The following is a 23360-nucleotide window of genomic DNA, read 5'->3' as shown; positions in this document are numbered from 1 at the left end:
GGTGCTCCTGGCTCTCGAAGGCGAAGACCGGTGAGCCCTGACACGACAGACCGCCGTCGATTCGCTTCATCTCCACGTGCAGCGGCCCCAACTCCGCGAATTCACGGTGGATGCCGACGATCGACTCGTACAGATCCCGCTGCGGGAACAGGGCCATCAGCCCGGTGAGCTCGTCGTTGTGCCGCTGGTAGCGCAACATCGAATGGCCCCAGGTGAACTCGTAGAGGGGCGAACCGTAGCTGCCCTTGCCCTCGAGGCACCGGTACCGGATCCGGCCGCCGTTGTCCTGCACCAGATCCTCCACATTCGGCACCGACTGAACGGCGGCCATCAGCAGCACCATCGACTCGCCGTCGGGAATCAATCCGGCGAGTTCGGGAAAGTACTGCGGGAGCGGATGCGCATGGGGCGAAACCACTTTCGTGAGCACACCGTCGCTGCGGCAGATGTCCACCGAGAAGCGGGCCGCCTGCGCGAAATCGGGGAACGAGACGACCAGTTCGTGCCACTCCCAGGCCGGGGCGAGCGGCAGTTCGACCTCGGTGATGATGCCGTTGGCGCCGTACGCGTGGTGCACGGTGTTCACATCGCGCCCGCGCAACTCGATCAGCCGGGGGTGTTCCTCCACCGTCATCACTTCCAGCGCGGTGATGTTGCCGGTGTCGCGCAGGATGCCCCAGCGACAGCTGCCGATTCCCGCGTGTCCGCCCGCGATGTAGCCGCCGATGGTGGCCTGGTGCGCCGTCGACGGATGCATCCGCAGCTCCCAACCGGACGGGCGGATCGCGGCGTCGATATCGGCCACGACGGTGCCCGCGAGCGCGCGCACCGTGGTCGGCGGGCGTCTGCCGGGTCCGCCGTGCCAGCCGATGACGCCGGCGAGCGCGGTGACATCGATCACCGCGCCACCGCGCAGCGGCACACCCTGACCGAACTGGCCGGAACCGGCCCCGCGCACGGTGATCGGGATGCGATGACGCGCGCAGGCGGCCACCGCGGTGCGCAACTCGTCCTTGCCGCGCGGCGCGATGAAGATCTCGGCATTGCGCCCGCGCAACAGGTCTCGCAGGACCGGACTCTGCGCGAACCGGTCGCGGCTCTTGGTGCGCAGCTTGCGTGTGTCGGTGGAGAAGGTGATGGGACCCAGGTCGTCGCGCAGGCTCGTCAGCGAATCGGTGGGTGCCATCGGCCGTACTCCGTCGTTCGAACTCTCCGCGCGTCGCCCGGAGGGCGATCCCTCGGCGGACCGACCCGGCATCAGCGTGCCCGGCCGGTGTTTCGCGGCGGTAAAGGTGCGATGTCGGTGCGCGTGCTCAGTCGGCGGTGTCGAGGTCGGCGCGGGACAGGGCGTCTTCCACGCGGCGGCGCGCACCGGCGAGATGCTGTTCGCAGCGGGTGGCCAGGGCTTCGCCGCGCTCCCACAGCACCAGCGAGTCGTCCAGGTCGAGGCCGCCCTGTTCGAGCATCTTCACCACGTTGATGAGCTCGTCGCGGGCGCGTTCGTAGCCGAAGGCCGCGATCTCGGCCAGGGTGTCGGCAGCGGTGTTCTCGGAACCGGCGTCGGCCACGGTCACGTCCTCTTCTCGTCGGTGGTCTCTGGCGTCAGTCGCTGGGTGCCCAGTGCCGCGGCGGTGACGGCTCCGTCGGCGACCCTGATGCGGAGCTGGCTGCCCGCGGGGGAGTCATCGATCGAACGCACGACATGCCGTTCGGGACCGGCGACGCGCTGCACGACAGCGTAACCACGGGCCAGGGTGGCGGCCGGACCCACCGCGGTCAGCTTCTCGCGCAGGTGCAGGGTGGTCGTCGACTCGCTGCGCAGCAGCTGGTCGACAGTGCGTCTCGCGGCCGTGCGCAAGCGTTCCAGCTCGTCGTGACGGTGGTTCAGCTCGCGCAGGGGATCGGCGAGGACCGGGCGCGATCGCAACTGCGTGATGGTGTGTTCCTCGCGCTGGACCCAGCCGCGCAACGCGGCCGCCGAGCGCGCCCGCATCTCACGCACCCCGGCCAGTTCGGCGGCGGCATCGGGGACGATGCGTTTGGCGGCGTCGGTGGGGGTGGCCGCGCGCAGGTCGGCGACCAGGTCGAGCAGGGGATTGTCGGGCTCGTGGCCGATGGCGCTGACGATCGGGGTGCGCGCGGCGGCGACCGCCCGGCACAGTGCTTCGTCGGAGAAGGCCAGCAGATCTTCGACGCTGCCACCGCCGCGCGCCAGCACGATCACCTCGACCTCGGGGTCGCGATCGAGTTCGGTCAGCGCTTCGAGCATCTGCGGTACCGCGGCCGGACCCTGCACCGCGGTATTGCGGATGACGAATCGGACTGCGGGCCAACGGTTCTGGGCCACGGACAGGACATCGCGTTCGGCCGCGCTCGCCCGTCCGGTGATCAGCCCGATCGTCGCGGGCAGGAACGGTAGCGGCCGCTTGAGCCTGGCATCGAACAGGCCCTCGGCCGTCAAGAGGGCTTTCAACCGCTCGATCCGGGCCAGTAGCTCACCGATGCCGACCGCGCGAATCTCGGTGACCCGCAACGACACCGTGCCCCGGCCGGTGAAGAAGTGCAGCTTGCCGTAGACGACCACGCGGCTGCCCTCGGTGAGCGGCACCGGCAGCCTGCGCAACAGGTCGGGGTCGCAGGTCAGCGACAGCGACATGTCCACCGAGGCATCGCGCAGCACCAGGAACGCGGTGCGGGTGCCGGGGCGCAGATTGATCTGGGTGACCTGCCCCTCCACCCAGATGCTGCCGAGCCGTTCGATCCACTGGGCGACCTTCACCGCGACCGAGCGCACCGGATACGGCTGCTCCGCCGAATTCGCCGGAGCGCCGGCCTGCGCGACGCCGTCCTGAGTCATAGGTCAGTTCTACGCGCGGCCACCGACACAACCAAAAAGCGGCCGCCATCCGAGGTGTCGGATGGCGGCCGCTTCGACGGACAGTCTGTCACTGCGCCTGGACGGTGGCGATGCGGTTGGTGAGCATCGTGACGAAGGGGGCGCGGGCGCGGGTCTGCTGTTCGAAGGCCAGCAGCTGGGCCAGCTCCTCGACGGTCAGCATCCGCAGCCGGGCGCGCAGCTGGGCCAGCGTCATCGCGGGGTAGTCGTAGCGGATAGCGACCTCGGGGGCTACGACCTCCTCCTCGGTGGGCTCGTCGGCGGGCTCGATGACCTCTTCCTCGGTCTCGAGCAGCAGCAGCGACGCGGGCACGGCCTTGCCGTTGGTCTGCGGGGCCTCCGGCGCTTCGAACAGGTCGAAGCGGCTGGTGTGGCCGTTGGTGGCGGGCGCGGGCTCCAGGTCCTCGTCGAAGGTGGCCCAGGCGGGCTGCTCGGCCGGAGCCGAACCCAGCCGCTCGAACACACCGTCACCCTTGAGCGCGAGGCTGGTGACGAACTGCTGCAGATGCATCGTGGTCTGCAGCACGCGACTGAGCGCGGTGATCGGGAAATTGACCGCGGCGACGGGCAGTCGCCGGGTCTCTTCTAAGGCGTATACGGCGGCGCCGGCGGCCACCCTGGCCAGGAACGGAGGTCGAAACATGACTCCAGCCTGCCGCAAACCGGGTGTGATGCAAAGGTCCACACCCCTGTTGTGTGACTTTCGCCCCTTGATCCGACCTGATCGGGCCTCTCGCGCGCACGTAAGCTGTGGGATATGACCTCGGCAATCCCCTTGAACGTCGGTATCACGCGCTCCGCGGGCGCGAATGCTGCCGGTGGCAAGCGCGTGCTGCTGGCCGAGCCGCGCGGCTACTGCGCAGGCGTCGACCGCGCCGTCGAGACCGTTGAGAAGGCTCTCGAGAAACACGGCGCCCCGATCTATGTGCGCAAGGAGATCGTGCACAACCGCCACGTCGTGGAAACACTACGTGAGCAGGGCGTGATCTTCGTCGACGAGACCGACGAGGTGCCCGAGGGCGCGCTGGTCGTGTTCTCCGCGCACGGTGTCGCGCCGATCGTGCACGAGACCGCCGCCGAACGGAACCTGCGCACCATCGACGCCACCTGTCCGCTGGTCACCAAGGTGCACCAGGAAGCCAAGCGGTTCGCCCGCGACGACTTCGACATCCTGCTGATCGGCCACGAAGGCCACGAGGAAGTCGAGGGCACCGCCGGTGAGGCGCCCGAGCACGTGCAGCTGGTCGACGGGCCCGACTCGGTGGACAAGGTGACCGTGCGCGACCCGTCGAAGGTGATCTGGCTGTCGCAGACCACGCTCTCGGTCGACGAGACCATGGAGACCGTCGAGCGGCTGCGCGAACGTTTCCCGACGCTGCAGGACCCGCCCAGCGACGACATCTGCTACGCCACGTCCAACCGGCAGACCGCGGTCAAGGCGATGGCGCCCGAATGCGATCTGGTGATCGTGGTCGGTTCGCGCAACTCGTCGAACTCGGTGCGACTGGTCGAGGTGGCGCTCGGCGCGGGCGCGAAGGCGGCGTATCTGGTCGACTACGCGCGCGAGGTCGATCTGGCCTGGCTCGACGGGGTGCGGACCATCGGCATCACCTCCGGCGCGTCGGTGCCGGAGATCCTGGTGACCGGGGTCCTCGACCTGCTGGCCGAACACGGCTTCGGTGAGGTCCAGCCGGTGACCACGGCCAACGAGACACTGGTGTTCTCCCTGCCTCGTGAGCTCCGCCCCGCCCGCCGGGACGCGCCTTCGCAGAGCTGACCCGCCTGGCCTGAACACAGAAAATCCCCGCCGATCGATCTCGGCGGGGATTCTTCGTTCTCAGACGTTGTCGGGGCGACGTCGTTCCGTGCGGGCGGAGTCGGCGCGGTCTCGATAGCGCACGTTCGGCTGCGGATGCGGGGGTGCGTCGCCACGGCGGCGGGGGACCCTGGCCGGTTCGGGTTCGCGCGGTGCGGCGGCCGCGCGGGCGGCGCGGGGTTCACCGCGGGCGGCGCGAGGCTCGCGGGGCCGGGCCGCGGCGGGCGCCCGTTTCGGTTCGGTGGGCCGGGCGGGTCGGCGAGCCGGGCTCGCCATGTCGACCTCGGTATCGGCTTCGTCCAGTACCGCGGTGCCGCGGCGCGGCCGCTTGCGGGCGGCGGTGGCGAGGTCGGGGGCCGGCTCGGGGCGACGGCGCTTGACCGGCTTGCGTTCGGTCCGGCGCTCCGGGGCGGGGCGAGCGGTCTGGGGTGCGCGCTTGGCGATCGCGATCCTGGCTCCGCCGATCGCCAGCACCAGCACGGTGGCCAGCGCCATCGTCGGGAAGCGCTCCACCAGCGGGATGATCAGGTTCATCAACACGTCTTTGATCGACGTGGTGGCGCGGCCACCCAGCATCTGGCAGGCCAGGGGCACCGCGACGAACAGCAGCAGCGGCGGCATCACCATGGTGGAGAACAGGCCGCGGAAGCGCACCGCGCAGACAGCGAGCACGCAGCCGAGCACATACAGCGCCGAGAACGTGCCGGTCGGATAGGTCTCGCCGCCGAATCCGTCGATCAGGAACCCGAGACCTGTCGCACCCGCGGCGAGCAGAATCGCGGCCCAGGCGGGGATGCCGGGTACCGAGGGCACGATCGAACGTTGCGGCGCGGGCACCCGGGGTCGCGCACGTTGGGAAGCAGCCACACTATGACACTAACTGCACATCGGCCCTGTGGGCGCCACGGCACGGGGATCTCAGACGCGATCCTCGACGTCGGCGAACACGACGACGCGTGGTCGGGTCTCGGTGAGCCGGATTGCCGGGAGCTCCTGATCGGCGATGCCGAGATCGTGCATCCGGCGCGCGGTGACCATGACCCGCGACTCCACCGAACCCACGGTCGCGTTGAAAGCCGCTACGGCCTTACCGAGATTCACGCCCAGATTGTCCAGATGCTCGGCGACCTTGCCCAACCGGGTGTAGAGCTCCTTGCCCAGTTGCTGCACCGTTGCCATATCGCGCGAGAGCGCTTCCTGCCGCCAGCTGAACGCCACCGTCCGCAGCAGCGCGATCAATGTAGTGGGGGTTGCCAGGATCACGTTCCGGCCGAACGCGTACTCCAAGAGGTCGGCATCGGTGGTGAGCGCGGCGTCGAGGAACGGGTCGCCGGGCACGAACAGTACGACGAACTCCGGTGCCGGATCGAAGGCCGCCCAGTACGCCTTGTCGGCCAATTGGTCGACGTGGGCGCGCAGGTGTTTGGCGTGGCGGGCCAGCAATGGGGTGCGTGCGCCGGGGTCGTCGGTGGTCGCCGCGTCCAGATACGCCGAGAACGGCACCTTCGCGTCGACGACGATGTGCCTGCCGCCGGCCAGCCGCACCACCATGTCGGGCCGGACCGCACCCCGATCGTCGCCGCCGGGCCGGGATACCTGGGTATCGAAGTCGCAGTGCCGGGTCATGCCGGCGAGTTCGACCACGCGTTCCAGCTGGATCTCACCCCACCGGCCGCGCACCTGCGGCGCCCGCAGCGCGGCGACCAGCTGGCCGGTCTGATCGGAGAGCCGATGCGAGGTGCGTTGCATGCCCGCGACCTGCTCGCGCAATCCCGAGTACGCGTCGATCCGATGGTGTTCGACCTGCCGGATCTGCTGTTCCAACGCGCCGACCGCGTCGCGCAGCGGATCGACCATCGCGCCGATCGCGGCCGAATGCCTGCGCGCCGCATCCTCGTTGGCCGAGTGCAGCGACTGCTGCAGCAACCGTTGGTTGTCGCCGGCCGCGGCGAGCCGGGCTTCCGCGGTGGCGGCGCGTTGGCCACCCCGGGCGGAATGCCCCAGCCAGCCGAGACCGAAGCCTGCGGCGAAGACGAAGACGAGCGCGACGAGCATCGAAGCGGTCATGGGAGGCGATACTGCCCGAGGCCACCGACAAGTTCGCAATTCCCGGGCAAACCGGGCATGGCGGCGGCATTCCCGCCGGACATCTGTGCGCGGCCTCGTGCGCCACGCCGGTGAATTACACGCGTGTGGTGCGTCGATTGAATTCTGTCGGGGGTGTGCCCTACGGTTCGCGACATGCGGATCCTGCACACCTCCGACTGGCACATCGGGCGCACCTTTCACGGTGTCGACCTGCTGGCCGATCAGGCGCGGGTGCTGTCGGCCGTCGCGGAGCTGGTCGCGGCCGAATCGGTCGACGTGGTGGTGGTGCCCGGCGACATCTACGACCGCTCCATCCCCAATGCCGATGCCATCGGGGTCTGCAATCGTGGATTCGAGGCGATCCGGGCGGCGGGCGCGACGATCGTCGCCACCTCGGGCAATCACGACTCGCCCGCCAGGCTCGGTGCGGGCGCGAGCTTCGCCGCAGCCGGTGGCCTGCACCTGTGTACGCGGGTCGCCGACGCGCACCGGCCCATCGTGCTGTCCGATGACGACGGCGACGTGGCCTTCTACGGCATCCCGTATCTGGAACCGGAGATCACCCGGACCGAACTCGGTGTGCCACAGGCGCACTCGCACGCGGAGATCCTCGATGCCGCGATGAGCCGGATTCGTGCCGACATCGCCGCCAGGTCCGGCACGCGCACGGTGGTGCTGGCGCACGCGTTCGTGATCGGCGGCGAGGCGACGGGTTCGGAACGGTCCATCTCGGTGGGTGGTGTGGAGACGGTGTCGATGTCGGCCTTCGACGGCATCGACTATGTGGCGCTGGGGCACCTGCATTCGCCGCAGACGCTCTCGGAGTCGGTGCGCTACAGCGGATCCCCGCTGCCGTATTCGTTCGGGGAGAGCTCCCATCGCAAGGCGGTCTGGATCGTCGACCTCGACGCGAAAGGTCTGGCGGCGGTGCACCGCCGCGAGCTGCCGCAGGTGCGCGGGCTCAGCAGACTCACCGGCACCATCGATTCCCTGCTCACCGGCGCCGAATTCGCCGCGGCCGAAGAGCACTACGTGTCCGCCACGATCACCGACATCACCCGTCCGGTGGATCCGATGCGTAAGCTGCGCGAGCGGTTTCCGCACGCGGTGCACGTGGAATGGGCACGGCCGGAAGGCAATCCGGAGTTGCACTACCGCGAGCGGGTGCACGGTCGTCGCGACACGGAGGTCGCGGCGAGCTTCCTGACCGACGTGCGTGGCACACCGAGCAAGGGGGAGATGGCATGGGTGGAGCGGGCGCTGGCCGCGGCGGTTCGCGAAACCGACTCGGGCCGAGGCGAATCCGCCGAGGAGCCGGTGGCATCGGAGCTGACTGCGTGAGCTCGCGCGCCGGGTTCACGGCGGCGCTCGTCGCCGGGGCCATCGCGTGAGGCTGCACCGGCTCGAACTCACCGCGTTCGGACCGTTCGCCGAGACCACCGTCGTCGATTTCGACGCACTCGGCGCCGACGGGCTGTTCCTGCTCCACGGGCATACGGGTGCGGGCAAGACGACCATCCTCGACGCCATCGCCTTCGCCCTCTACGGCAAGGTGCCCGGGGCGCGCGGCGAGAGCAAGCGCCTGCACTCCGACCACGCCGATTCGCAGACACCACCGAGTGTCGTGCTCGAGGCCACGCTCGGCGGCCGCCTGCTGCGCCTGACCCGCTCGCCCGAATTCGAGCGCCCGAAGAAGAACGGCACCGGAACCCGGCTGCTGCAACCCCAGGCCACGCTCACCTGGCTCGACGGCAGCGGTGAGAACCTCTCGCGCATCACCGATATCGGCGACGAGGTGCTGCGTCTGCTCGGCATGAGCGCCGACCAGTTCTTCCAGGTGGTGCTGCTCCCGCAGGGCGACTTCGCCAAATTCCTGCGAGCCGAGAACGAGGACCGCGAGAAACTGCTCGAAAAGCTCTTCGATACCCAACGTTTCGGTACCGCCGAGAAATGGTTGTCGGATCGGCGACGCGCGGCCGAAAGCGAACTCACCACGCGCCAGCAGGGCATCGACCGCCTGATCACCAAGGTCGGCATGGCGGCGGGATACGGCGGCGCGGAATCGATCGGCATCAAGGACTCGGTGACGTGGTCTCAGGAACTGCTGGCCACCGCGCGTACCGCCCTCGCCGAGGCGACCACGAATGCCGAACTGCGCCACAAAGAATCGGTCGACGCCCGCGCCGAAGCCGAAGAGCAACGCCGCGTCACCGAGCTGCGCACCCGCATGGCCGCGGCCCGCTCCGAACTGGACGCCTACACCGCCTCCGCTGCTCGCCGCGCCGAACTCGAACGCGAACTCGACCGAGCTCGCCTGGCTGAGCCCGTCGTCCATGCCATCGACGAGGCTCGCTCCGCGGTCCGTGGCCTGCGTCGCTCGGAAGCCGCCACCCGCGGCGCCGCAGCTGATCTGGCCGATCGTCTGAGTGCACCGGCGGCGGCCGATATCGCGGGTGTGGGTCTGCTGACCGTCGTACCGGCCGAGCCGAACGGCGATGGCGGCGTGGACGTCCAGGGTGATCTCGATGCGGCGATCAGCCAGTGGAACGCGCTGCTCGGTGTGCTCGGTGAGGTGCGCGCGGATGCGGTGATCGCACGCAGGCTCGCCGACGATCTCGCCGTTCACGAGAGCGAATCCGCCCAGCTCACGCGGCGTGCGGCGGAGCTGGCGCAGCGGCGGGTCGAACTGCCGGCACTGATCGGTTCTGCTCAGGAACAGCTCCGCGAGGCCACCGACGCGGCCGCCGCGCTGCCCGGGGTTCGCAACGAGCTGGCCAAGTGGCAGGACGCGGCGGCGGCCGCTGTCGAGATCGCCCGTCGCCGACCGGCTTTGGACGCGGCGCGCGGTGAACACGACACGGCCTGGCGCGCCCACCTCGACGCCAGGGAGCGTGTCCTCGACCTGCGCACCCGCCGCCTTGCCGGCATGGCCGCCGAACTCGCGGGCGCGCTCACCGAGGGTGCGCCGTGCACGGTCTGCGGGTCCGCCGATCACCCGGAGCCCGCGCAGCCCACCGACGACGCGGTGTCCAAGGACGCCGAGGACGCCGCACAGGCGGCCGAACACGTCGCGGAGGCCGCGCGGGATCGCCTCGCCGAACGCATCAGCGCCATCGAACGCGAGATCGAGGCGCTGACCGCGCGTGGCGGCGACGCCGACCCCGTCGCCCTCGCCGCCGCGGTCCGCACCGCCACCCACCGCTTCGACGACACGGCCGAAGCCGCTGAACGCGCCCCCGCCCTGACCAGCCGCCTGGAGGCCCTGCGCACCGAGGAAGCCGCCCTGCACGAGCAGTCCCGCGACTCGGACGCCCGCCTCGGCACCAGCACGGCCAACATCGCGGCCACCCGCACCCGCCTCGAAGAACTCACCACCCGCCTGCGTGCCGCCGCGGGCGCCGACGCCACCGTCGACGCCCGCACGACCCGCCTCGAATCCCTCATCACCGCCGCCACCACCCTCCGCACCGCCCGTACCGAGGAGGGCACCGCCCGCGACGCCGTCCGCACCATCGCCACCCGTGTGGAAAACCTCGCCCGTACAGCAGGTCTCGTTCCGGCGGGATACGAGGCGAGTGCGCAGCTCGAGGCATACGAATCGACGACTCGTACCGCCGGGCGAACTGCGGTCGCCGATGCCGATACGGGCGTTCCCAGCCTGTTCGATCTTTTCGATGACGAGCCGCTCGATGACGAGTCGGTCGACGAGGAGCCGGTCGGCGAAGAGCCGGGCGAACCAGCACCGCCTCGCGACGACATCGCCCTGCTGACCGCCTACGCCCAGGTCGTCACCGCCGCCGCGCGGACCGCGCAGCAGCAGGCCGCGATCGAAGCCGAACTCACCGCCGCGGACCGGGCCCGCGCACATGCCGAGACGGTGCTCGCCGAGCCCCGGATCCAGGCGATCGCCGAGCAGACGCCGGGCGATCTGAACGCGCTCGAGCAGCGCTTCACCGAAGCGCAGAGTGCGCTCACCGCGGCGGTGGCGGCCCGGTCGGCGGCCACCGAGCGGGTCGCCCAGCTCGAGCAGCTGGGGACGCAGCTGTGGGGTGAGGTCGAGCGGATCGCGCCCGAGCAGCGTGTCTTCGACGAGCTGGCGGCCCTGGCGGAAGTGGTCGCGGGCAGGGGCGAGAACAACCGGCGAATGTCGTTGCGCTCCTATGTTCTCGCGGCACGGCTCGAAGAGGTCGCGGTCGCGGGATCACTGCGTCTGCGCCGGATGTCCGGTGGCCGTTACGAATTCGTCCACTCGGACAAGGCGGGCCCACGGGGCAGACGCGGGGGCCTCGGGCTCGACGTCCGCGACGACTACACCGGCGCGATCCGCTCGGCGAAAACGCTCTCCGGCGGCGAAACCTTCATGGCCTCGCTGGCATTGGCACTCGGTCTGGCCGATGTGGTCGCCGCCGAAACCGGTGGGCTGGTCCTGGACACCCTGTTCATCGACGAAGGCTTCGGCAGCCTCGACGCCGACACTCTCGACGCCGTGATGGGTGTCCTCGACGAACTGCGGGCGAACGGGCGCGTGGTCGGCGTCGTCAGCCACGTAGACGAAATGCGCCAGCGCATCCCCAGCCGCCTCCACGTGGTGCGCGGCCGGGCAGGATCGCGGCTGGAAGCCACCGTCGCCTGAGTTCGCCCGGTGAGGCCGTCACCATGTCAGCACGGCGCGGCGGGAGCCTGCGGACGCTCCACGGATGGCGCCGCTTCGTGGCGGGCGAGCGGCGTGAATCCGGGGAGCTTGCCGTCGACGAACGGGATCATCAGCTGGACCAGCGGGCCGATTCCGAAGGCGTAGACCAGCGTGCCGATTCCCACGCTGCCGCCGAGGAACCACCCGGTGGTCAGCACCGAGACCTCGATCCCGGTGCGAACCGACCACACCGGCCAACCGGTCCGCGCGACCAGTCCAGTCATCAGTCCATCGCGCGGACCTGGACCCATTCCCGCACCGATGTAGAGCACTGTCGCCGCCGCGTTCACCACCACCGCGGCGACCATGGCCAGCACCCGCAGCCACACGCCGTCCACGGCGGGGATCGCCCACAACCCGGCGTCGACCGCGATCGCGATCACCACCACGTTGCTGACGGTCCCCAGCCCCGGCCGCTGCCGCAACGGAATCCAGGCGAGCAGCACAGCGATCCCGGTCAGCGCGGTCACCACACCGAAACTCAGCGGCACATGCGCGGCGACCCCTTGGTGGAACACGTCCCACGGGTCGAGCCCGAGCCCTGCTCGGATCATCACTGCCATCGAGGTGCCGTACAACCACAAACCGACGTACAGCGCGACCAACCGACGAGTGAGCATAGGTAACAGAATCCGGCCTACTGGACCTGGAAAAAAGAGCCAATCGGCGATCACTGGCCTGATCGTGTGCCGCTGCTCAGCTTTCGTGCGCGAGCAACCAGGCCTTGGCTTGCAGCCCCCACCGGAACCCGCCGAGCGCTCCGCCGATCCGCAGCACACGATGGCACGGCACGAACAGCGCGGCAGAGTTGCGCGCGCAGGCGTTGGCCGCGGCCCGCGTGGCTGCCGGACGCCCGGAGAGTCCGGCGAACTCCGTGTAGGTGACCGGTTCACCGGCCGGTACCTTGCGCAGGACTTCCCAGGCATGGACGAGGAACTCACCGGACTGTTGACGCACCGCGATCGTGTCGATCGCGGTGAGATCACCTGCGTGATAGTCGATGACGGCCTTGGTCACCGCGCCGAGCGAATCCCGTTGCCGCAGTTCGGCCGGGCGCAAGGTCGCGTGGATCAGGCCGGTCAGCGTGGTCGGGTCGCCGGTCCAGCCCGAGGCGAGCACGGCGCCGTCGGAATCGGCGATGGTGGTGAACGGGCCGATCGGCGTGCTGACGGTCGCGACGTCGGCGAGGCGAAGAGCAGTGTCAGTCATGGGTTTTCGCTTCCTGAGGAGAGGGTTCACGGACAAGCGCGCCACGATGTTCGAGCGCGGTCTTCCACAAGTGCATGGACAGATACGAGCGCCACGGCGCCCAGCGGGTGGTGTCGCCGAGGTCGATCCCGGCCAGCGCGGCTCCTTGGCGCACGACGAGGTCGGTGTCGAGCAGGATGTCGGGATCGGCCAGCGATCGCATGGTGACGTAGTCGGCCGTCCACGGCCCGACTCCATCGAGTGCGAGCAGGTCGCTCCGCAGATCATCGGCGGTACGGCCGGAATGCAGGACCAGTTCGCCGTCGGCGAGCGCCCGCGCCGCGGCCACGATCGCGGCCACCCTGCGCGCGGGCCCGGTCAACACCTCGGCACCGTGTTCGGCGACCGCCTCGGCCGTCGGGAACAGTCGCGGCACCGGTCCTTCGATCGGCTCGCCGAGTGCGTCCACCAGCCGCGCGACATGCGTCCCCGCTGCCCGCACCGAAATCTGTTGCCCGATCATCGTGCACAGCAACAACTCTGATCCATCGAGGCACCCGGGCACGCGAATCCCCGGCGTGAATCCGTGTCCCGCGATTCCGTGCGCAATCCCTGCGGTACCCGAATCGGTTGCGCTATCACCGGATCGGTCGTCACTGCCGAACACGCGGCCGCCGCCGTGACCACCACGGCCGTCGGCTCCGGTCGTCGCGTCGATGCCGAGTGCCGCGTCGATCCCCAGCGGATCCGCGTCCAGATCGAGCAGACGCCGCACCCGGGCGACAGTCGGAGCGAGATCACGCATATCCCGCAATGCCAACTCCGCCCGCACATGACCGGGCTGGAAAGACAGCCGAACAGTCGCGTGCCCGTGCGGAGTACGCAGGCTGCGCGTGTAGACCCCGTCCTCCCACTGTTCCGTCCCGGCCACCGCGTGCGCCGAGAGGAACCAGGTCAGCCACCCGGTATCGAGCGGCTCGCGGTACGGCAGCCGCAAGGTCAGCAATCCGGGGGTGCCGGGTGCGACGACATCGGCGCGCGGCGACCGGCGTAGTTCGGTCCGCATCGTTGTCGGACTCACCGCGAAGACCTCGCGCACGGTGTCGTTGAACTGCCGAATGCTGGCGAACCCCGCCGCGAACGCGATATCCGACATCGGCATCTCGGTGGTCTGGATGAGCAGCCGCGCGGTGTGCGCACGGTGCGCCCTGGCCAGCGCGAGCGGGCCTGCCCCGAGTTCGGTGGTGAGCACGCGGGTGAGCTGGCGCTGCGAATAGCCGAGGGTGGCGGCCAGTCCGGGTACCCCGCCACGCTCGATCACCCCGTCGCCGATCAGCCGCATGGCGCGAGCGGCCAGGTCGGCTCGCACATTCCACAGGGGTGACCCGGGCGCGGCGTCGGGCAGGCACCGGCGGCAGGCGCGATAACCGGCCTGCTGCGCCGCCGCCGCGGTGGGCAGGAACGACACATTGGCCCGCTTGGGTGTGATCGCCGGGCACGAGGGCCTGCAGTAGATGCCGGTCGTGCGTACCGCGGTGAAGAACTGCCCGTCGAAGCGGGAGTCGCGGGTGGAGACCGCCCGGTAGCAGCCCTCGAAGTCCAAAGCAGTGATGGTCACGAGTTCCACAATGGCACCCGCGCGAGCGGGGTGCTAGCGGAAATCGGCCACCGATCCCGCGGGTCTGGGACCGCGATCAGCAGCAGCGATTGGTGGGATTGCGCTCGGCTTCGGCATAGCGTTCGCGCCAGTAGTCGCGCACGGACGGCACCGGGGCCCCCGGATGCGTGCGACGCAAGTGGTCGACATACCGCTGGTAATCCTCGCCGCCGTTGATCGCGCTGTACCAGCGGGCGACTGCGCGCATCGCCGCCCACGCTCGGCCGAGAACCGCCCGCAGGCGTGCCCCCACGGTCGCATCCGAGCTCGCGGTAGCGATCGACGCTGTCCTGTCGACCAGCCCGGTGCGGTCGGTCGTCACGGCCGGGGCGCGGACGGCCGATCCACTGAACCGGCCGTCCGCATCCCTGATCACACTCAAGAGACGTGCGCCGATCCGGGCGCTCTCACCTTGCCCTCGGCGATCAGCACGTCCCACTCCTTCTGCACGTCCTTCTCGGCGGAGGTGGCGACGAAACCGCTCGGGGCGAAGATCTTCGACGGCTGTTCCTCGGACTCGGTGCTGGTCACCGTGCCCGTGCGAATCGCCTTCGCGCACACCAGCACTCCGACTGCGGTGACGATCAGTACCAGCACCGCGAACACGATCGACAGCGTGCCCTGGATGAAGGTGTTGCGGATCGCGATGTCGACCTGCTCGGGCGTCTTGGCGGTCAGGCAGGCCTTGCCCGCGTCCTTGGCGGCCTGGCACAGGCTGTGCTGTTTCCAGTAACCGAGCTTGGGATCGTCGGAGAAGATCTTCTGCCACGACGCGGTCATCGTGACCAGCAGATCCCACGCCAGCGGAACACCGGGAATCCACGCCCACTTCCACTGCCCGCGCTTGACGATGATCGTGAGCACCACGATCAGCGCGATCGCCGCGAGCAGCTGGTTGGCGATGCCGAACAGCGGATACAGCGCGTTGATGCCACCGAACGGATCGTTCACGCCCATCAGCAGCACCCCGCCCCAGCCCGCGACCACGATCAGCGAGCACAGCCAGGCGCCGATCCGCCACGACGGATCGCGGAACTTCTTGAACCCGCCGCCGAAGTTGCCCAGCGCGTCCGAGACCAGGAAGCGCGCCACACGAGTGCCCGCGTCGATGGTGGTGAGGATGAACAGCGCCTCGAACATGATCGCGAAGTGGTACCAGAAGGCCTTCATCGTCGAGCCGCCGAGGAATTGGGAGAAGACCTCGGAGATGCCGACCGCCAGGGTCGGGGCGCCACCGGTGCGCGAGACGATCGACTTCTCGCCCACATCGGCGGCCGCGTCGGTGAACAGCTCCGGTGTCGCGGGCGGCCCGGACAGGCCGAGCGAATTCGTGAACTTGGCAGCACCTTCGGCCGTGCCACCGGTGAGTCCGGCCGAGGCGTTCATGCCGAAGTACAGGTGCTGGTCGATGATCGAGGCGGTGATGATCGCCATGACCGCGACGAACGACTCCATCAGCATGCCGCCGTAGCCGATCATCTTGGCATTGGATTCCTTGGCCAGCAGTTTCGGTGTCGTGCCGGAGGAGACCAGCGCGTGGAAACCCGAGAGCGCACCGCAGGCGATGGTGATGAACAGGAACGGGAACAGACTGCCCGCGAACGCGGGACCCGCACCGGTATGCGCGAATTCGGAGACGGCGGGCGCCTTCAGCACCGGCATCGTGATCAGGATGCCGACCGCGAGCAGCACGATCGTGCCGACCTTCATGAACGTCGACAGGTAGTCACGCGGGGCGAGCAGCAGCCACACCGGCAAGACCGAGGCGATGAAGCCGTAGGCGATCAGGCACCACGCGATGGTGGTGCGCGAGAGGGTGAACCAGTCCGCGCCCCACTCGGTTTCGGATACCCAGCCGCCGCCGATGATCGCGGCCAGCAACAACACGATGCCGATCGCGGACACCTCGCCGACCGCACCCGGCCGCAGATACCGCAGGTACACGCCCATGAACAGCGCGATCGGGACGGTCATCGCGATGGAGAACACGCCCCACGGGCTCTCGCCGAGCGCGTTCACCACGACCAGTGCCAGCACCGCGAGCAGGATCGTCATGATCACCAGAATCGCCACGATCGCCGCGACGCCACCGACGAGGCCGAGCTCGTCGCGCGCCATCTGACCGAGGCTGCGGCCGCGCCGACGGGTGGAGGCCCACAGCACCAGGTAGTCCTGCACCGCGCCGGCGAAGACCACGCCGACGATGATCCAGATGGTGCCGGGCAGATAGCCCATCTGCGCGGCCAGCACCGGACCGACCAGCGGACCGGCGCCCGCGATGGCGGCGAAGTGGTGCCCGTAGAGCACCCGCCGGTCCATCGGCATGAAATCTTTGCCGTTGTCATAGATTTCGGCGGGCGTGGCCACGTCGTCGCGCGGCTTGGTGATCTTCCACTCGATGAACCGCGCGTAGAAGCGGTAGGCGATGATGTAGGTACAGACCGCCGCGATCACGATCCACACCGCGTTCACGGACTCGCCGCGCACGAACGCGATGATCGCCCACGCGATAGCGCCGAGAACGGCGATCCCCGCGAACACGGCCTTCTTGGCGGGCGTGATCGGCGTGCGATCGACGACACCGACCGGAGGCAAGTCCGGGTCGGTCCGCAGATGTTCGATGGTCGCCATTGACTCAACTCTCCTGTATAACGCGCAGAGCCTCGGGTGAAGCAATCGACAACGTAGCCGATCGCCGAACTGCGACGGAGAGGTTCGCACACGATCGTGCGCAGAATGAAATTTTGTTCAGCAGGTCATTCGCCTCGGTACGTGCCGAAGCTCCAGAGGTTGCCTTCCGGGTCGGCGGCGCTGAAGCCGCGGGAGCCGTAGTCCTCGTCGCGTAGCTCGCGGATGATCCTCGCGCCCGCGGCCTTCGCCCTGTCGTAGAGCGCGTCGGGGTTGTCGGTGACCAGGTAGAGGTTGGCGACGCCCGGTGGCCGGGTGCCGAAGGGGGTGTCGTCGCGGCCCGTGGAGCCGAACATGATGCCGCCGCCGCCCGGCAGGCGCAGTTCACCGTGTTCGACGACCGAGTCGTCGTTTTCCCTGGCGTAGACCGCGGTCGCTTCGAAACCGAAGGCGGTGGTGAGGAACTCGATCATGGCTCGGGCGTCGTCGAAGGCGAGGCAGGGCCAGATGGTGGTGGTGTTGGTTGAAGTGTCCATGCGTTCAGCCTCGCGCTTCCGCCGCGTTCGGGTCTTGGACGGATGGAATCTCCTCGGCGAGCCAGGCGGTGGGGGCCACGCCCGCCAGCTCGGCGAAGTCGCGGTTCAGGTGCGCCTGGTCGTAGTAGCCGCAGGTGGTCGCGATCTGGGCGATGGAGACATAGGACGGGGTGCCCGCCAGCATGCGCTTGGCTCGCTCGAATCGGATGATCCGTGCGGCCAGCTTGGGGCTCGCGCCGAATTCGGCGGTGAACTTGCGGGTCAGGTGCTGACGGGTCCAGCCGATCCGATCCGCGAGCGGGTTGATCGAGCAGGTGCCGCCGGTTTTCACGAGAGCGTGCCAGGCCCACGTCAATTCGGGCCCGGCCAGCGTGTCGGTGCGTGCCGCGGCGGTCAAGGCTCGATCGCACGCGGCGAACCGGCTCGGCCAATCCTGGTGCGACTGCACGGCATCGGCGAGTTGATCGCCCAGAGTTCTCTGCGCTTGGGAGCATTCGATCGACATGTCCCACAGTTCGCTCGCGGGCATGCCGAACAGCACTCGGCAACCCAGCGGGGTCAGCTCGATCGCGACGCCTTCCTGAAAACCGGTGTGCGCGATCAACGCCGGGCTCGCCTGTAGGCCGCTCAAGACACAGCGGTAGCTGCCGGGGGCCTGGTGCGGGTCGGTCTGCTCGACGACATCGATGGTCGGGCCGACGGCGACGATGAACGTCATGTGCCGTGAGGGAAGGCCGCGATGCAGGCCCGGCTCGAAACCCGCGAGTCGATAGCCCACGTACCGGTCGATGAACGCTGCCAGCACCGGCGCGGGGGCCGCGGTCACCACCTCCGTGGTCGCCTCCATACGGGCCACGCTACGCCGGGTGTGTGGGATTACCCACGCGTCTCGAGCATCGCCGCGGGGTAACCGGACCGTGAGGGTGCTCTCCGCGGTGCGGCGGAGGCGGTGAGATTTCGCACTCACGGGCTCATGGCCTGTGGAAACGCGAGGTCAGCCGGTTAATCTTGCGCCTTCGCTCAATTTACGCAGGAGGTGTCATGCGGCGGGTTCAATACGAGCGCGGCAGTGGTTCGGAGGCGCTCGAAGTCGTCGCGGCCGAGGTGCCGGTGCCTGGTGCCGGTGAGCTGCTGGTGCGGGTCGAGGCGATCGGGGTCACCCTGTCGGCGATTCGGCGGATCAGTGGCGACGCGGAGCAGGTGCGTGCCGAGGTGGCCGGTGAGGTCGTCGCGGTCGGTGACGGGGTCGACGGCTACAGCGCCGGCTACCGCGTCGTCGGCCTGTGTACCGCTGACGCCTACGCCGAGTACGTCGTGCTGGCGATCGACCAGGTCTCGGCGATCCCGGACGGCGCTTCTGCCGTCGACGCCGTCGCCCTGATGCGCAGCGGTCTCGTCGCCCTCGGTGCTCTCGACACCGCCGTACCGCGCGACGGCGAAACGGCGCTGGTCACCGCCGCCGCGGGTGGTGTCGGCCACCTCGCGGTGCAGCTGGCCCGCGTGCGTGGCGCGAGCTGGGTGGTCGGCGCGGTCTCCCACGAGTCGAAGGTCGACTTCGTGCGTGAACTCGGCGCCGACGAGGTGTTCACCTACGACCAGCTGCACTGCGGCAAGCAGGCCGACTACGCCCTCGACGGTGTCGGTGGCACCGGCCTCGGCGGCACCCTTGCCGGTCTCGCCGAAGGCGGTCGCGCGGTCACCTACGGCACCGGCGGCGGCCTCGTCGACACCGAAGACCTCCTCGCGGGCGGCAAATCCCTCACCGGTTTCCGGATCGGCCGTCTCGCCCAGCGCGACCCGGCTCGCTACGAGGACCTGCGACAGGAGGTGTGGCAGTACTACGCCTCCGGCCTGCTGCATCCGGTGGTGCACGCCGAGTTCGCCCTCGACGACGCCGCTGCCGCCCACGCGGTCATCGAGCAGCGCGCCAACCTGGGCAAGGTCGTCCTCGTTCCCTGACCGATCCGTCGGGAGGGGCCGTGCGCGGTCCGGCTCGCTGGTCAGGTGCCTGACCAGCGGGCCACAAGGGGGCCGCGAACCCGCCGCGCCGCAGGTGCGGCAAGATAATCACAGTGAGCCTCACCCTCGGAATCGTCGGCCTGCCCAATGTCGGAAAGTCGACGCTGTTCAACGCGCTGACCAAGAACGACGTGCTGGCCGCGAACTACCCGTTCGCGACCATCGAGCCCAACGTCGGCGTGGTCCCGCTGCCCGACCCGCGCCTGAACAAGCTCGCCGAGATCTTCGGTTCCGAGAAGATCGTTCCCGCCGTGGTGTCGTTCGTCGACATCGCCGGCATCGTGAAGGGCGCCTCCGAAGGCGCCGGCCTCGGCAACAAGTTCCTCGCCAACATCCGTGAGGCCGACGCGATCTGCCAGGTCGTGCGCGTGTTCGCCGACGACGACGTGATCCACGTCGACGGCCGGGTCGACGCCGCCGCCGACATCGAGGTCATCGAAACCGAGCTCATCCTCGCCGACCTGCAGACCCTCGAGAAGGCCATCCCGCGCCTCGAGAAGGAAGCCAGGGTCAAGAAGGACCGCAAGCCCCTGCTCGACGCCGCCAAGGTCGCCGAGGGTTTCCTCAACGAGGGCACCACGCTGTTCGCCGCGGGCAAGAAGATCGACGCCGACCTGCTGCGTGAGCTCTCCCTACTCACCATCAAGCCGTTCCTCTACGTCTTCAACGCCGACGAGTCCGTCCTCACCGACGAGGCCAAGGTCGCCGAGTTGAAGGCTTCCGTCGCCCCCGCCGACGCTGTCTTCCTCGACGCCAAGGTCGAAGCCGAACTTCTCGAACTCGACGACGAATCCGCCCTCGAACTCCTGGAATCCATCGGCCAGTCCGAACCCGGCCTGCACGCCCTCGCCCGCGCCGGTTTCCACACCCTCGGTCTGCAGACCTACCTCACCGCAGGCCCGAAGGAATCCCGAGCCTGGACCATCCATCAGGGCGACACCGCCCCCAAGGCCGCCGGCGTCATCCACACCGACTTCGAACGCGGCTTCATCAAGGTCGAACTCGTCGCCTTCGACGACCTGGTCGAAGCGGGATCGATGGCCGCCGCCAAGGCCGCGGGCAAGGTCCGCATGGAGGGCAAGGAATACGTCATGCACGACGGCGACGTCTGCGACTTCCGCTTCAACGTGTAAACCCTTGCGCCTGGGGGAGGTCTTGACCAGTTCTGTCCTGTGCTGCTGACCTCGGGCGCTCGACGGACCGCCGCGCTGCCTGCCCATGCTCTCGAGATCCCCTTCCGGCGGGTCCCGCGCGCCCTGTGATGTTCGTTATAGCCGTGTGCTATTCGTTGCAACCACAGGATGCGCCGGTTCGAACGACGGAGGGCTGGATGAAACCGCATTACATGTATCGGTGGGTCAACAATCACGGGTTGGTTCTGCTGTTCAAGAAGATGCTGATTCGGCGTGGCAATCCGTTCGCCCGGTTGATCGGCGGCGCGGAGGGTATCGAGAATCCGTACGCGCTGATCGAGGAGATGCGCGGGGAGGGCGGGTTGATCCGTGCCCTTCCGGTATGGATCACCTTCGATCACGATATGGTCCGGGAAATCCTGCGCGACAACCGTTTCGGTGTCGGTATACCGACGGTGTTCGGGATTCCCGGGCCGGTGATGCGCGCGCTGGAGCGGCGGCCCCTCCCGCCGAATCTGATGGATCCGCCGTCGATGCTGGTGGTCGACGATCCCGAGCACAACCGGATGCGCAAACCGGTCTCCGCGGCGTTCACCCCGCGTGCCATCGCCCGGCTGCGCGACCGGATCGAGACGGTCACCGGGGAACTGCTCTGGGCGCTCCCCGACGACGGGCCCACCGACCTGGTCGCGCGGTACGCGGCGCAGGTCCCCATCGCCATCATCTCCGAGATGCTCGGCTTCCCGGACGCCGACCGCGAGATGTTCCTGCACTGGGGTGACGACATCAGTCCGTTGCTCGACCTCGGGATCTCGTGGCAGACGCACCAGCGGGCGATGGAATCCTCGGAGCGACTGCACCAGTATCTCGTCGAGCACCTCGAGCGACTGCGCGCCGAGCCCGGCGACGACATCCTCAGCAGCCTGGTCACCTCGGGGGACCTGTCCACCTACGAACTGTGCGCGTCGGCGACCCTGCTGATGGCCGCGGGCTTCGAGACCACGGTCAACCTGATCGGCAAGGGCATCGTCTGGCTGCTCCAGCACCCCGAACAGCTGGACCGGTTGCGTGCCGAGCCGGAACTCTGGACCAACGCGGTGGAGGAGATCCTCCGGATCGATCCGCCGGTGCAGTCCACCGCGCGCACCACCAGGACAGCGCTGGAGATCGGTGGTGTCCGGTTGCGCGAGGGGTCGACGGTGGTGCTGTCGCTGGCCGGCGCGAACCGCGACCCCGCCGTGTTCACCGACCCGGCCCGCTTCGACGTAACCAGGGGCAACGCCAAGAATCATCTGTCCTTCAGCAGCGGTAGTCATGTGTGCCTCGGCGCCGGTCTGGCCCGGATGGAAGCGGCGCATGCCCTGCGCGCGCTGTTCGAGACGTATCCGGATCTGCGATTGACCCATCCGCCCACCCGCCGGCCGCTGTTCACCCTGCACGGTTATCAGCACCTACCCGCGCACACCGGTCCACGCGTCCGCAGCCAGGTCCCCATCGGCTGACCCGCTCAGCACGCCCCGCCACCGGGTGAGCTCGACGAGCGACACCTAGGTGGTGTTCTGCGCACCCTCGGAGGAGCGGTCCAAGCACTCGGGGACCTGCTGGTGAAACCCGTTTCGGTGGAGAGTTGAACCTGTCACCACACGCGAAACCGGAGGCTCCGATGTCGATCATCAGCACAATCGCCCACTCGGCGGAGCGTCGTGTCTCGGTGTCGACCGGTGACGGGGTGGAGCTCGCGGTTCGTGAGTACGGGGCGCGGAACGCGGACATGACGGTTGTTCTCATTCACGGGCATTGCCTGCGGACCGAATCGTGGACGGATGTGCGGGACGCGCTGCTGCGCGAGCACTCCGGTGCCAAGGTCGTCTGCTACGACCATCGCGGGCACGGCGACTCCGCTATCGCGTCGAGGAAGACCTACAACATCGAACAGCTCGGTCATGATCTGCACGACGTGCTCGACGCTGTCGCGCCGACCGGCCCGGTCGTGCTGGTCGGGCATTCGATGGGTGGCATGACCGTGCTGACCTACGTCGACCAGTACCGGCACGAGGTCGGGACGCGCATCGTCGGTGTCGGGCTCGTCGCCACCGCCGCGAGCGGGCTCGCCGACGCGGGTTTCGGCCGGCTGCTGCACAACCCGATCGTCCCTGTCTTCCAGGCCGCGGTGCGGTGCGCACCGCGGCTGATGCAGCACGCGAAAGTGCTGGCCTGCAAGGTCTTCGCCCCGGTCGTGCGCGCTGCCGAGTTCGGTGATCGCAAGGTCAGCCGGCGCGTGCTGGCACTGGCCGAGGCGATGCACAACGCGACGTCGATCGTGACCATGGCCACCTTCCTGAGCGCCTTCAAGACCTTCGACCGCACCGCCGCCCTGGGCACCCTCTCGACCGTTCCCACCATGATCCTGTGCGGTTCCGCCGACCTGATGACGCCGCCGTCGCATTCGGTCGCCATGGCCGCCGCCGTCGACTACGCCGACTTCGTTCAGATCGACGGCGCGGGTCATTCGGTCATCCTCGAACAGCCCGCCCAGGTCGCCCAGGCCATCGCCCGGCTGGTCGCTCGCGCGGACCGAGCCGGTCGACCCGCACGCGCCCAGCTGGCCCTCGCCGCCTGAGTCAGCCACCGGCACAGGATCAGCTCTCGTCGAGCTGGGACGCCGGACGGATCGGCCGGTGACGTCGGCGAAGTAGCTGCTACGGT

At 68.8% G+C, this 23360-nt stretch carries 20 protein-coding genes; 7 read left to right on the top strand and 13 right to left on the bottom strand.

The window, feature by feature from the left end; all coding sequences use genetic code 11:
* From ACFQ9R_RS33360 to ACFQ9R_RS33345, 4 genes are all read right to left on the bottom strand, one after another.
* On the bottom strand, positions 1 to 1186 hold a 1186-nt coding region (locus ACFQ9R_RS33360), incomplete at its 3' end, for an FAD-binding oxidoreductase (protein ID WP_378996603.1).
* A gap of 127 nt (positions 1187 to 1313) precedes the next feature.
* Positions 1314 to 1574, bottom strand: coding sequence for an exodeoxyribonuclease VII small subunit (locus tag ACFQ9R_RS33355; protein WP_378638114.1), 261 nt, complete (start codon positions 1572 to 1574; stop codon positions 1314 to 1316).
* Positions 1571 to 2857, bottom strand: coding sequence for an exodeoxyribonuclease VII large subunit (xseA, locus tag ACFQ9R_RS33350; RefSeq protein WP_378996600.1), 1287 nt, complete (start codon positions 2855 to 2857; stop codon positions 1571 to 1573). Before xseA ends, ACFQ9R_RS33355 begins: the two co-directional genes overlap by 4 nt.
* Positions 2858 to 2945: 88 nt before the next feature.
* A complete protein-coding gene (locus ACFQ9R_RS33345; protein ID WP_378996598.1) occupies positions 2946 to 3539 on the bottom strand; it encodes a lipid droplet-associated protein in 594 nt (197 codons plus the stop codon).
* Between the two features lie 114 nt (positions 3540 to 3653).
* Between ACFQ9R_RS33345 and ACFQ9R_RS33340 the strand changes: the two genes are divergently transcribed.
* A complete protein-coding gene (locus ACFQ9R_RS33340; RefSeq protein WP_378664336.1) occupies positions 3654 to 4673 on the top strand; it encodes a 4-hydroxy-3-methylbut-2-enyl diphosphate reductase in 1020 nt (339 codons plus the stop codon).
* A gap of 60 nt (positions 4674 to 4733) precedes the next feature.
* Here ACFQ9R_RS33340 and ACFQ9R_RS33335 read toward each other — a convergent pair whose 3' ends face one another.
* Positions 4734 to 5579: a DUF6542 domain-containing protein gene (locus tag ACFQ9R_RS33335; RefSeq protein ID WP_378996596.1), complete on the bottom strand. Its 846-nt coding sequence runs from the start codon at positions 5577 to 5579 to the stop codon at positions 4734 to 4736.
* A gap of 51 nt (positions 5580 to 5630) precedes the next feature.
* Positions 5631 to 6779 carry a DNA recombination protein RmuC gene (locus ACFQ9R_RS33330; RefSeq protein ID WP_378996593.1) on the bottom strand — a complete coding sequence of 383 codons (1149 nt, stop codon included), beginning with the start codon at positions 6777 to 6779 and terminating at the stop codon, positions 5631 to 5633.
* Between the two features lie 174 nt (positions 6780 to 6953).
* Here ACFQ9R_RS33330 and ACFQ9R_RS33325 point away from each other — a divergent pair, with 174 nt between their 5' ends.
* Together ACFQ9R_RS33325 and ACFQ9R_RS33320 are read left to right on the top strand one after the other, a co-directional pair.
* Complete coding sequence (locus tag ACFQ9R_RS33325; protein ID WP_378996591.1) at positions 6954 to 8141, top strand: exonuclease SbcCD subunit D; 1188 nt, start codon at positions 6954 to 6956, stop codon at positions 8139 to 8141.
* Between the two features lie 46 nt (positions 8142 to 8187).
* Positions 8188 to 11433 carry an AAA family ATPase gene (locus ACFQ9R_RS33320; protein ID WP_378996588.1) on the top strand — a complete coding sequence of 1082 codons (3246 nt, stop codon included), beginning with the start codon at positions 8188 to 8190 and terminating at the stop codon, positions 11431 to 11433.
* Positions 11434 to 11459: 26 nt separating this feature from the next.
* Here ACFQ9R_RS33320 and ACFQ9R_RS33315 read toward each other — a convergent pair whose 3' ends face one another.
* From ACFQ9R_RS33315 to ACFQ9R_RS33285, 7 genes are all read right to left on the bottom strand, one after another.
* Entirely contained in the window at positions 11460 to 12113 is a 654-nt protein-coding gene (locus tag ACFQ9R_RS33315; RefSeq protein WP_378996585.1) for a YitT family protein, read from the bottom strand.
* Between the two features lie 76 nt (positions 12114 to 12189).
* Entirely contained in the window at positions 12190 to 12702 is a 513-nt protein-coding gene (locus tag ACFQ9R_RS33310) for a methylated-DNA--[protein]-cysteine S-methyltransferase (protein ID WP_378996583.1), read from the bottom strand.
* Entirely contained in the window at positions 12695 to 14308 is a 1614-nt protein-coding gene (locus tag ACFQ9R_RS33305) for a DNA-3-methyladenine glycosylase 2 family protein (protein ID WP_378996581.1), read from the bottom strand. The genes ACFQ9R_RS33310 and ACFQ9R_RS33305 overlap by 8 nt, the downstream gene beginning before the upstream one ends.
* A 67-nt stretch (positions 14309 to 14375) precedes the next feature.
* A complete protein-coding gene (locus ACFQ9R_RS33300; RefSeq protein ID WP_378996606.1) occupies positions 14376 to 14546 on the bottom strand; it encodes a YbdD/YjiX family protein in 171 nt (56 codons plus the stop codon).
* A gap of 170 nt (positions 14547 to 14716) precedes the next feature.
* On the bottom strand, positions 14717 to 16969 hold the full coding sequence (locus ACFQ9R_RS33295) for a carbon starvation CstA family protein (RefSeq protein WP_378996578.1): 2253 nt from the start codon (positions 16967 to 16969) through the stop codon (positions 14717 to 14719).
* 125 nt (positions 16970 to 17094) lie between these two features.
* Positions 17095 to 17502, bottom strand: a complete 408-nt coding sequence (locus tag ACFQ9R_RS33290) for a VOC family protein (protein ID WP_378996577.1) — start codon at positions 17500 to 17502, stop codon at positions 17095 to 17097.
* A 4-nt stretch (positions 17503 to 17506) separates the two neighbouring features.
* Positions 17507 to 18349: a helix-turn-helix domain-containing protein gene (locus tag ACFQ9R_RS33285; RefSeq protein ID WP_378996575.1), complete on the bottom strand. Its 843-nt coding sequence runs from the start codon at positions 18347 to 18349 to the stop codon at positions 17507 to 17509.
* 194 nt (positions 18350 to 18543) lie between these two features.
* Between ACFQ9R_RS33285 and ACFQ9R_RS33280 the strand changes: the two genes are divergently transcribed.
* From ACFQ9R_RS33280 to ACFQ9R_RS33265, 4 genes are all read left to right on the top strand, one after another.
* Positions 18544 to 19461 (top strand): zinc-binding alcohol dehydrogenase family protein, encoded by a 918-nt coding sequence (locus tag ACFQ9R_RS33280; RefSeq protein WP_378996573.1) that lies wholly within the window; start codon positions 18544 to 18546, stop codon positions 19459 to 19461.
* 113 nt (positions 19462 to 19574) lie between these two features.
* A complete protein-coding gene (gene ychF, locus ACFQ9R_RS33275; protein WP_378996570.1) occupies positions 19575 to 20654 on the top strand; it encodes a redox-regulated ATPase YchF in 1080 nt (359 codons plus the stop codon).
* A 197-nt stretch (positions 20655 to 20851) separates the two neighbouring features.
* Positions 20852 to 22156: a cytochrome P450 gene (locus ACFQ9R_RS33270; protein ID WP_378996568.1), complete on the top strand. Its 1305-nt coding sequence runs from the start codon at positions 20852 to 20854 to the stop codon at positions 22154 to 22156.
* A gap of 161 nt (positions 22157 to 22317) precedes the next feature.
* Entirely contained in the window at positions 22318 to 23274 is a 957-nt protein-coding gene (locus ACFQ9R_RS33265) for an alpha/beta fold hydrolase (RefSeq protein ID WP_378996566.1), read from the top strand.
* Positions 23275 to 23360: the final 86 nt, after the last annotated feature.

Origin of the sequence: Nocardia sp. NPDC056541, assembly GCF_042794235.1 — a bacterium.
Taxonomy (GTDB): Bacteria; Actinomycetota; Actinomycetes; order Mycobacteriales; family Mycobacteriaceae; genus Nocardia.
This window is presented reverse-complemented; position numbering and strand designations above follow the sequence as displayed.

Coding starts and splice junctions, on each gene's coding strand:
- ACFQ9R_RS33290 (WP_378996577.1), bottom strand. CDS start 17,502: ATGGACACTTCAACCAACACCACCACCATCTGGCCCTGCCTCGCCTTC.
- ACFQ9R_RS33315 (WP_378996585.1), bottom strand. CDS start 12,113: ATGCTCACTCGTCGGTTGGTCGCGCTGTACGTCGGTTTGTGGTTGTAC.
- ACFQ9R_RS33310 (WP_378996583.1), bottom strand. CDS start 12,702: ATGACTGACACTGCTCTTCGCCTCGCCGACGTCGCGACCGTCAGCACG.
- ACFQ9R_RS33300 (WP_378996606.1), bottom strand. CDS start 14,546: ATGCGCGCAGTCGCCCGCTGGTACAGCGCGATCAACGGCGGCGAGGAT.
- ACFQ9R_RS33345 (WP_378996598.1), bottom strand. CDS start 3,539: ATGTTTCGACCTCCGTTCCTGGCCAGGGTGGCCGCCGGCGCCGCCGTA.
- ACFQ9R_RS33325 (WP_378996591.1), top strand. CDS start 6,954: ATGCGGATCCTGCACACCTCCGACTGGCACATCGGGCGCACCTTTCAC.
- ACFQ9R_RS33330 (WP_378996593.1), bottom strand. CDS start 6,779: ATGACCGCTTCGATGCTCGTCGCGCTCGTCTTCGTCTTCGCCGCAGGC.
- ACFQ9R_RS33295 (WP_378996578.1), bottom strand. CDS start 16,969: ATGGCGACCATCGAACATCTGCGGACCGACCCGGACTTGCCTCCGGTC.
- ACFQ9R_RS33265 (WP_378996566.1), top strand. CDS start 22,318: ATGTCGATCATCAGCACAATCGCCCACTCGGCGGAGCGTCGTGTCTCG.
- ACFQ9R_RS33270 (WP_378996568.1), top strand. CDS start 20,852: ATGAAACCGCATTACATGTATCGGTGGGTCAACAATCACGGGTTGGTT.
- ACFQ9R_RS33280 (WP_378996573.1), top strand. CDS start 18,544: ATGCGGCGGGTTCAATACGAGCGCGGCAGTGGTTCGGAGGCGCTCGAA.
- ACFQ9R_RS33285 (WP_378996575.1), bottom strand. CDS start 18,349: ATGGAGGCGACCACGGAGGTGGTGACCGCGGCCCCCGCGCCGGTGCTG.
- ACFQ9R_RS33340 (WP_378664336.1), top strand. CDS start 3,654: ATGACCTCGGCAATCCCCTTGAACGTCGGTATCACGCGCTCCGCGGGC.
- xseA (WP_378996600.1), bottom strand. CDS start 2,857: ATGACTCAGGACGGCGTCGCGCAGGCCGGCGCTCCGGCGAATTCGGCG.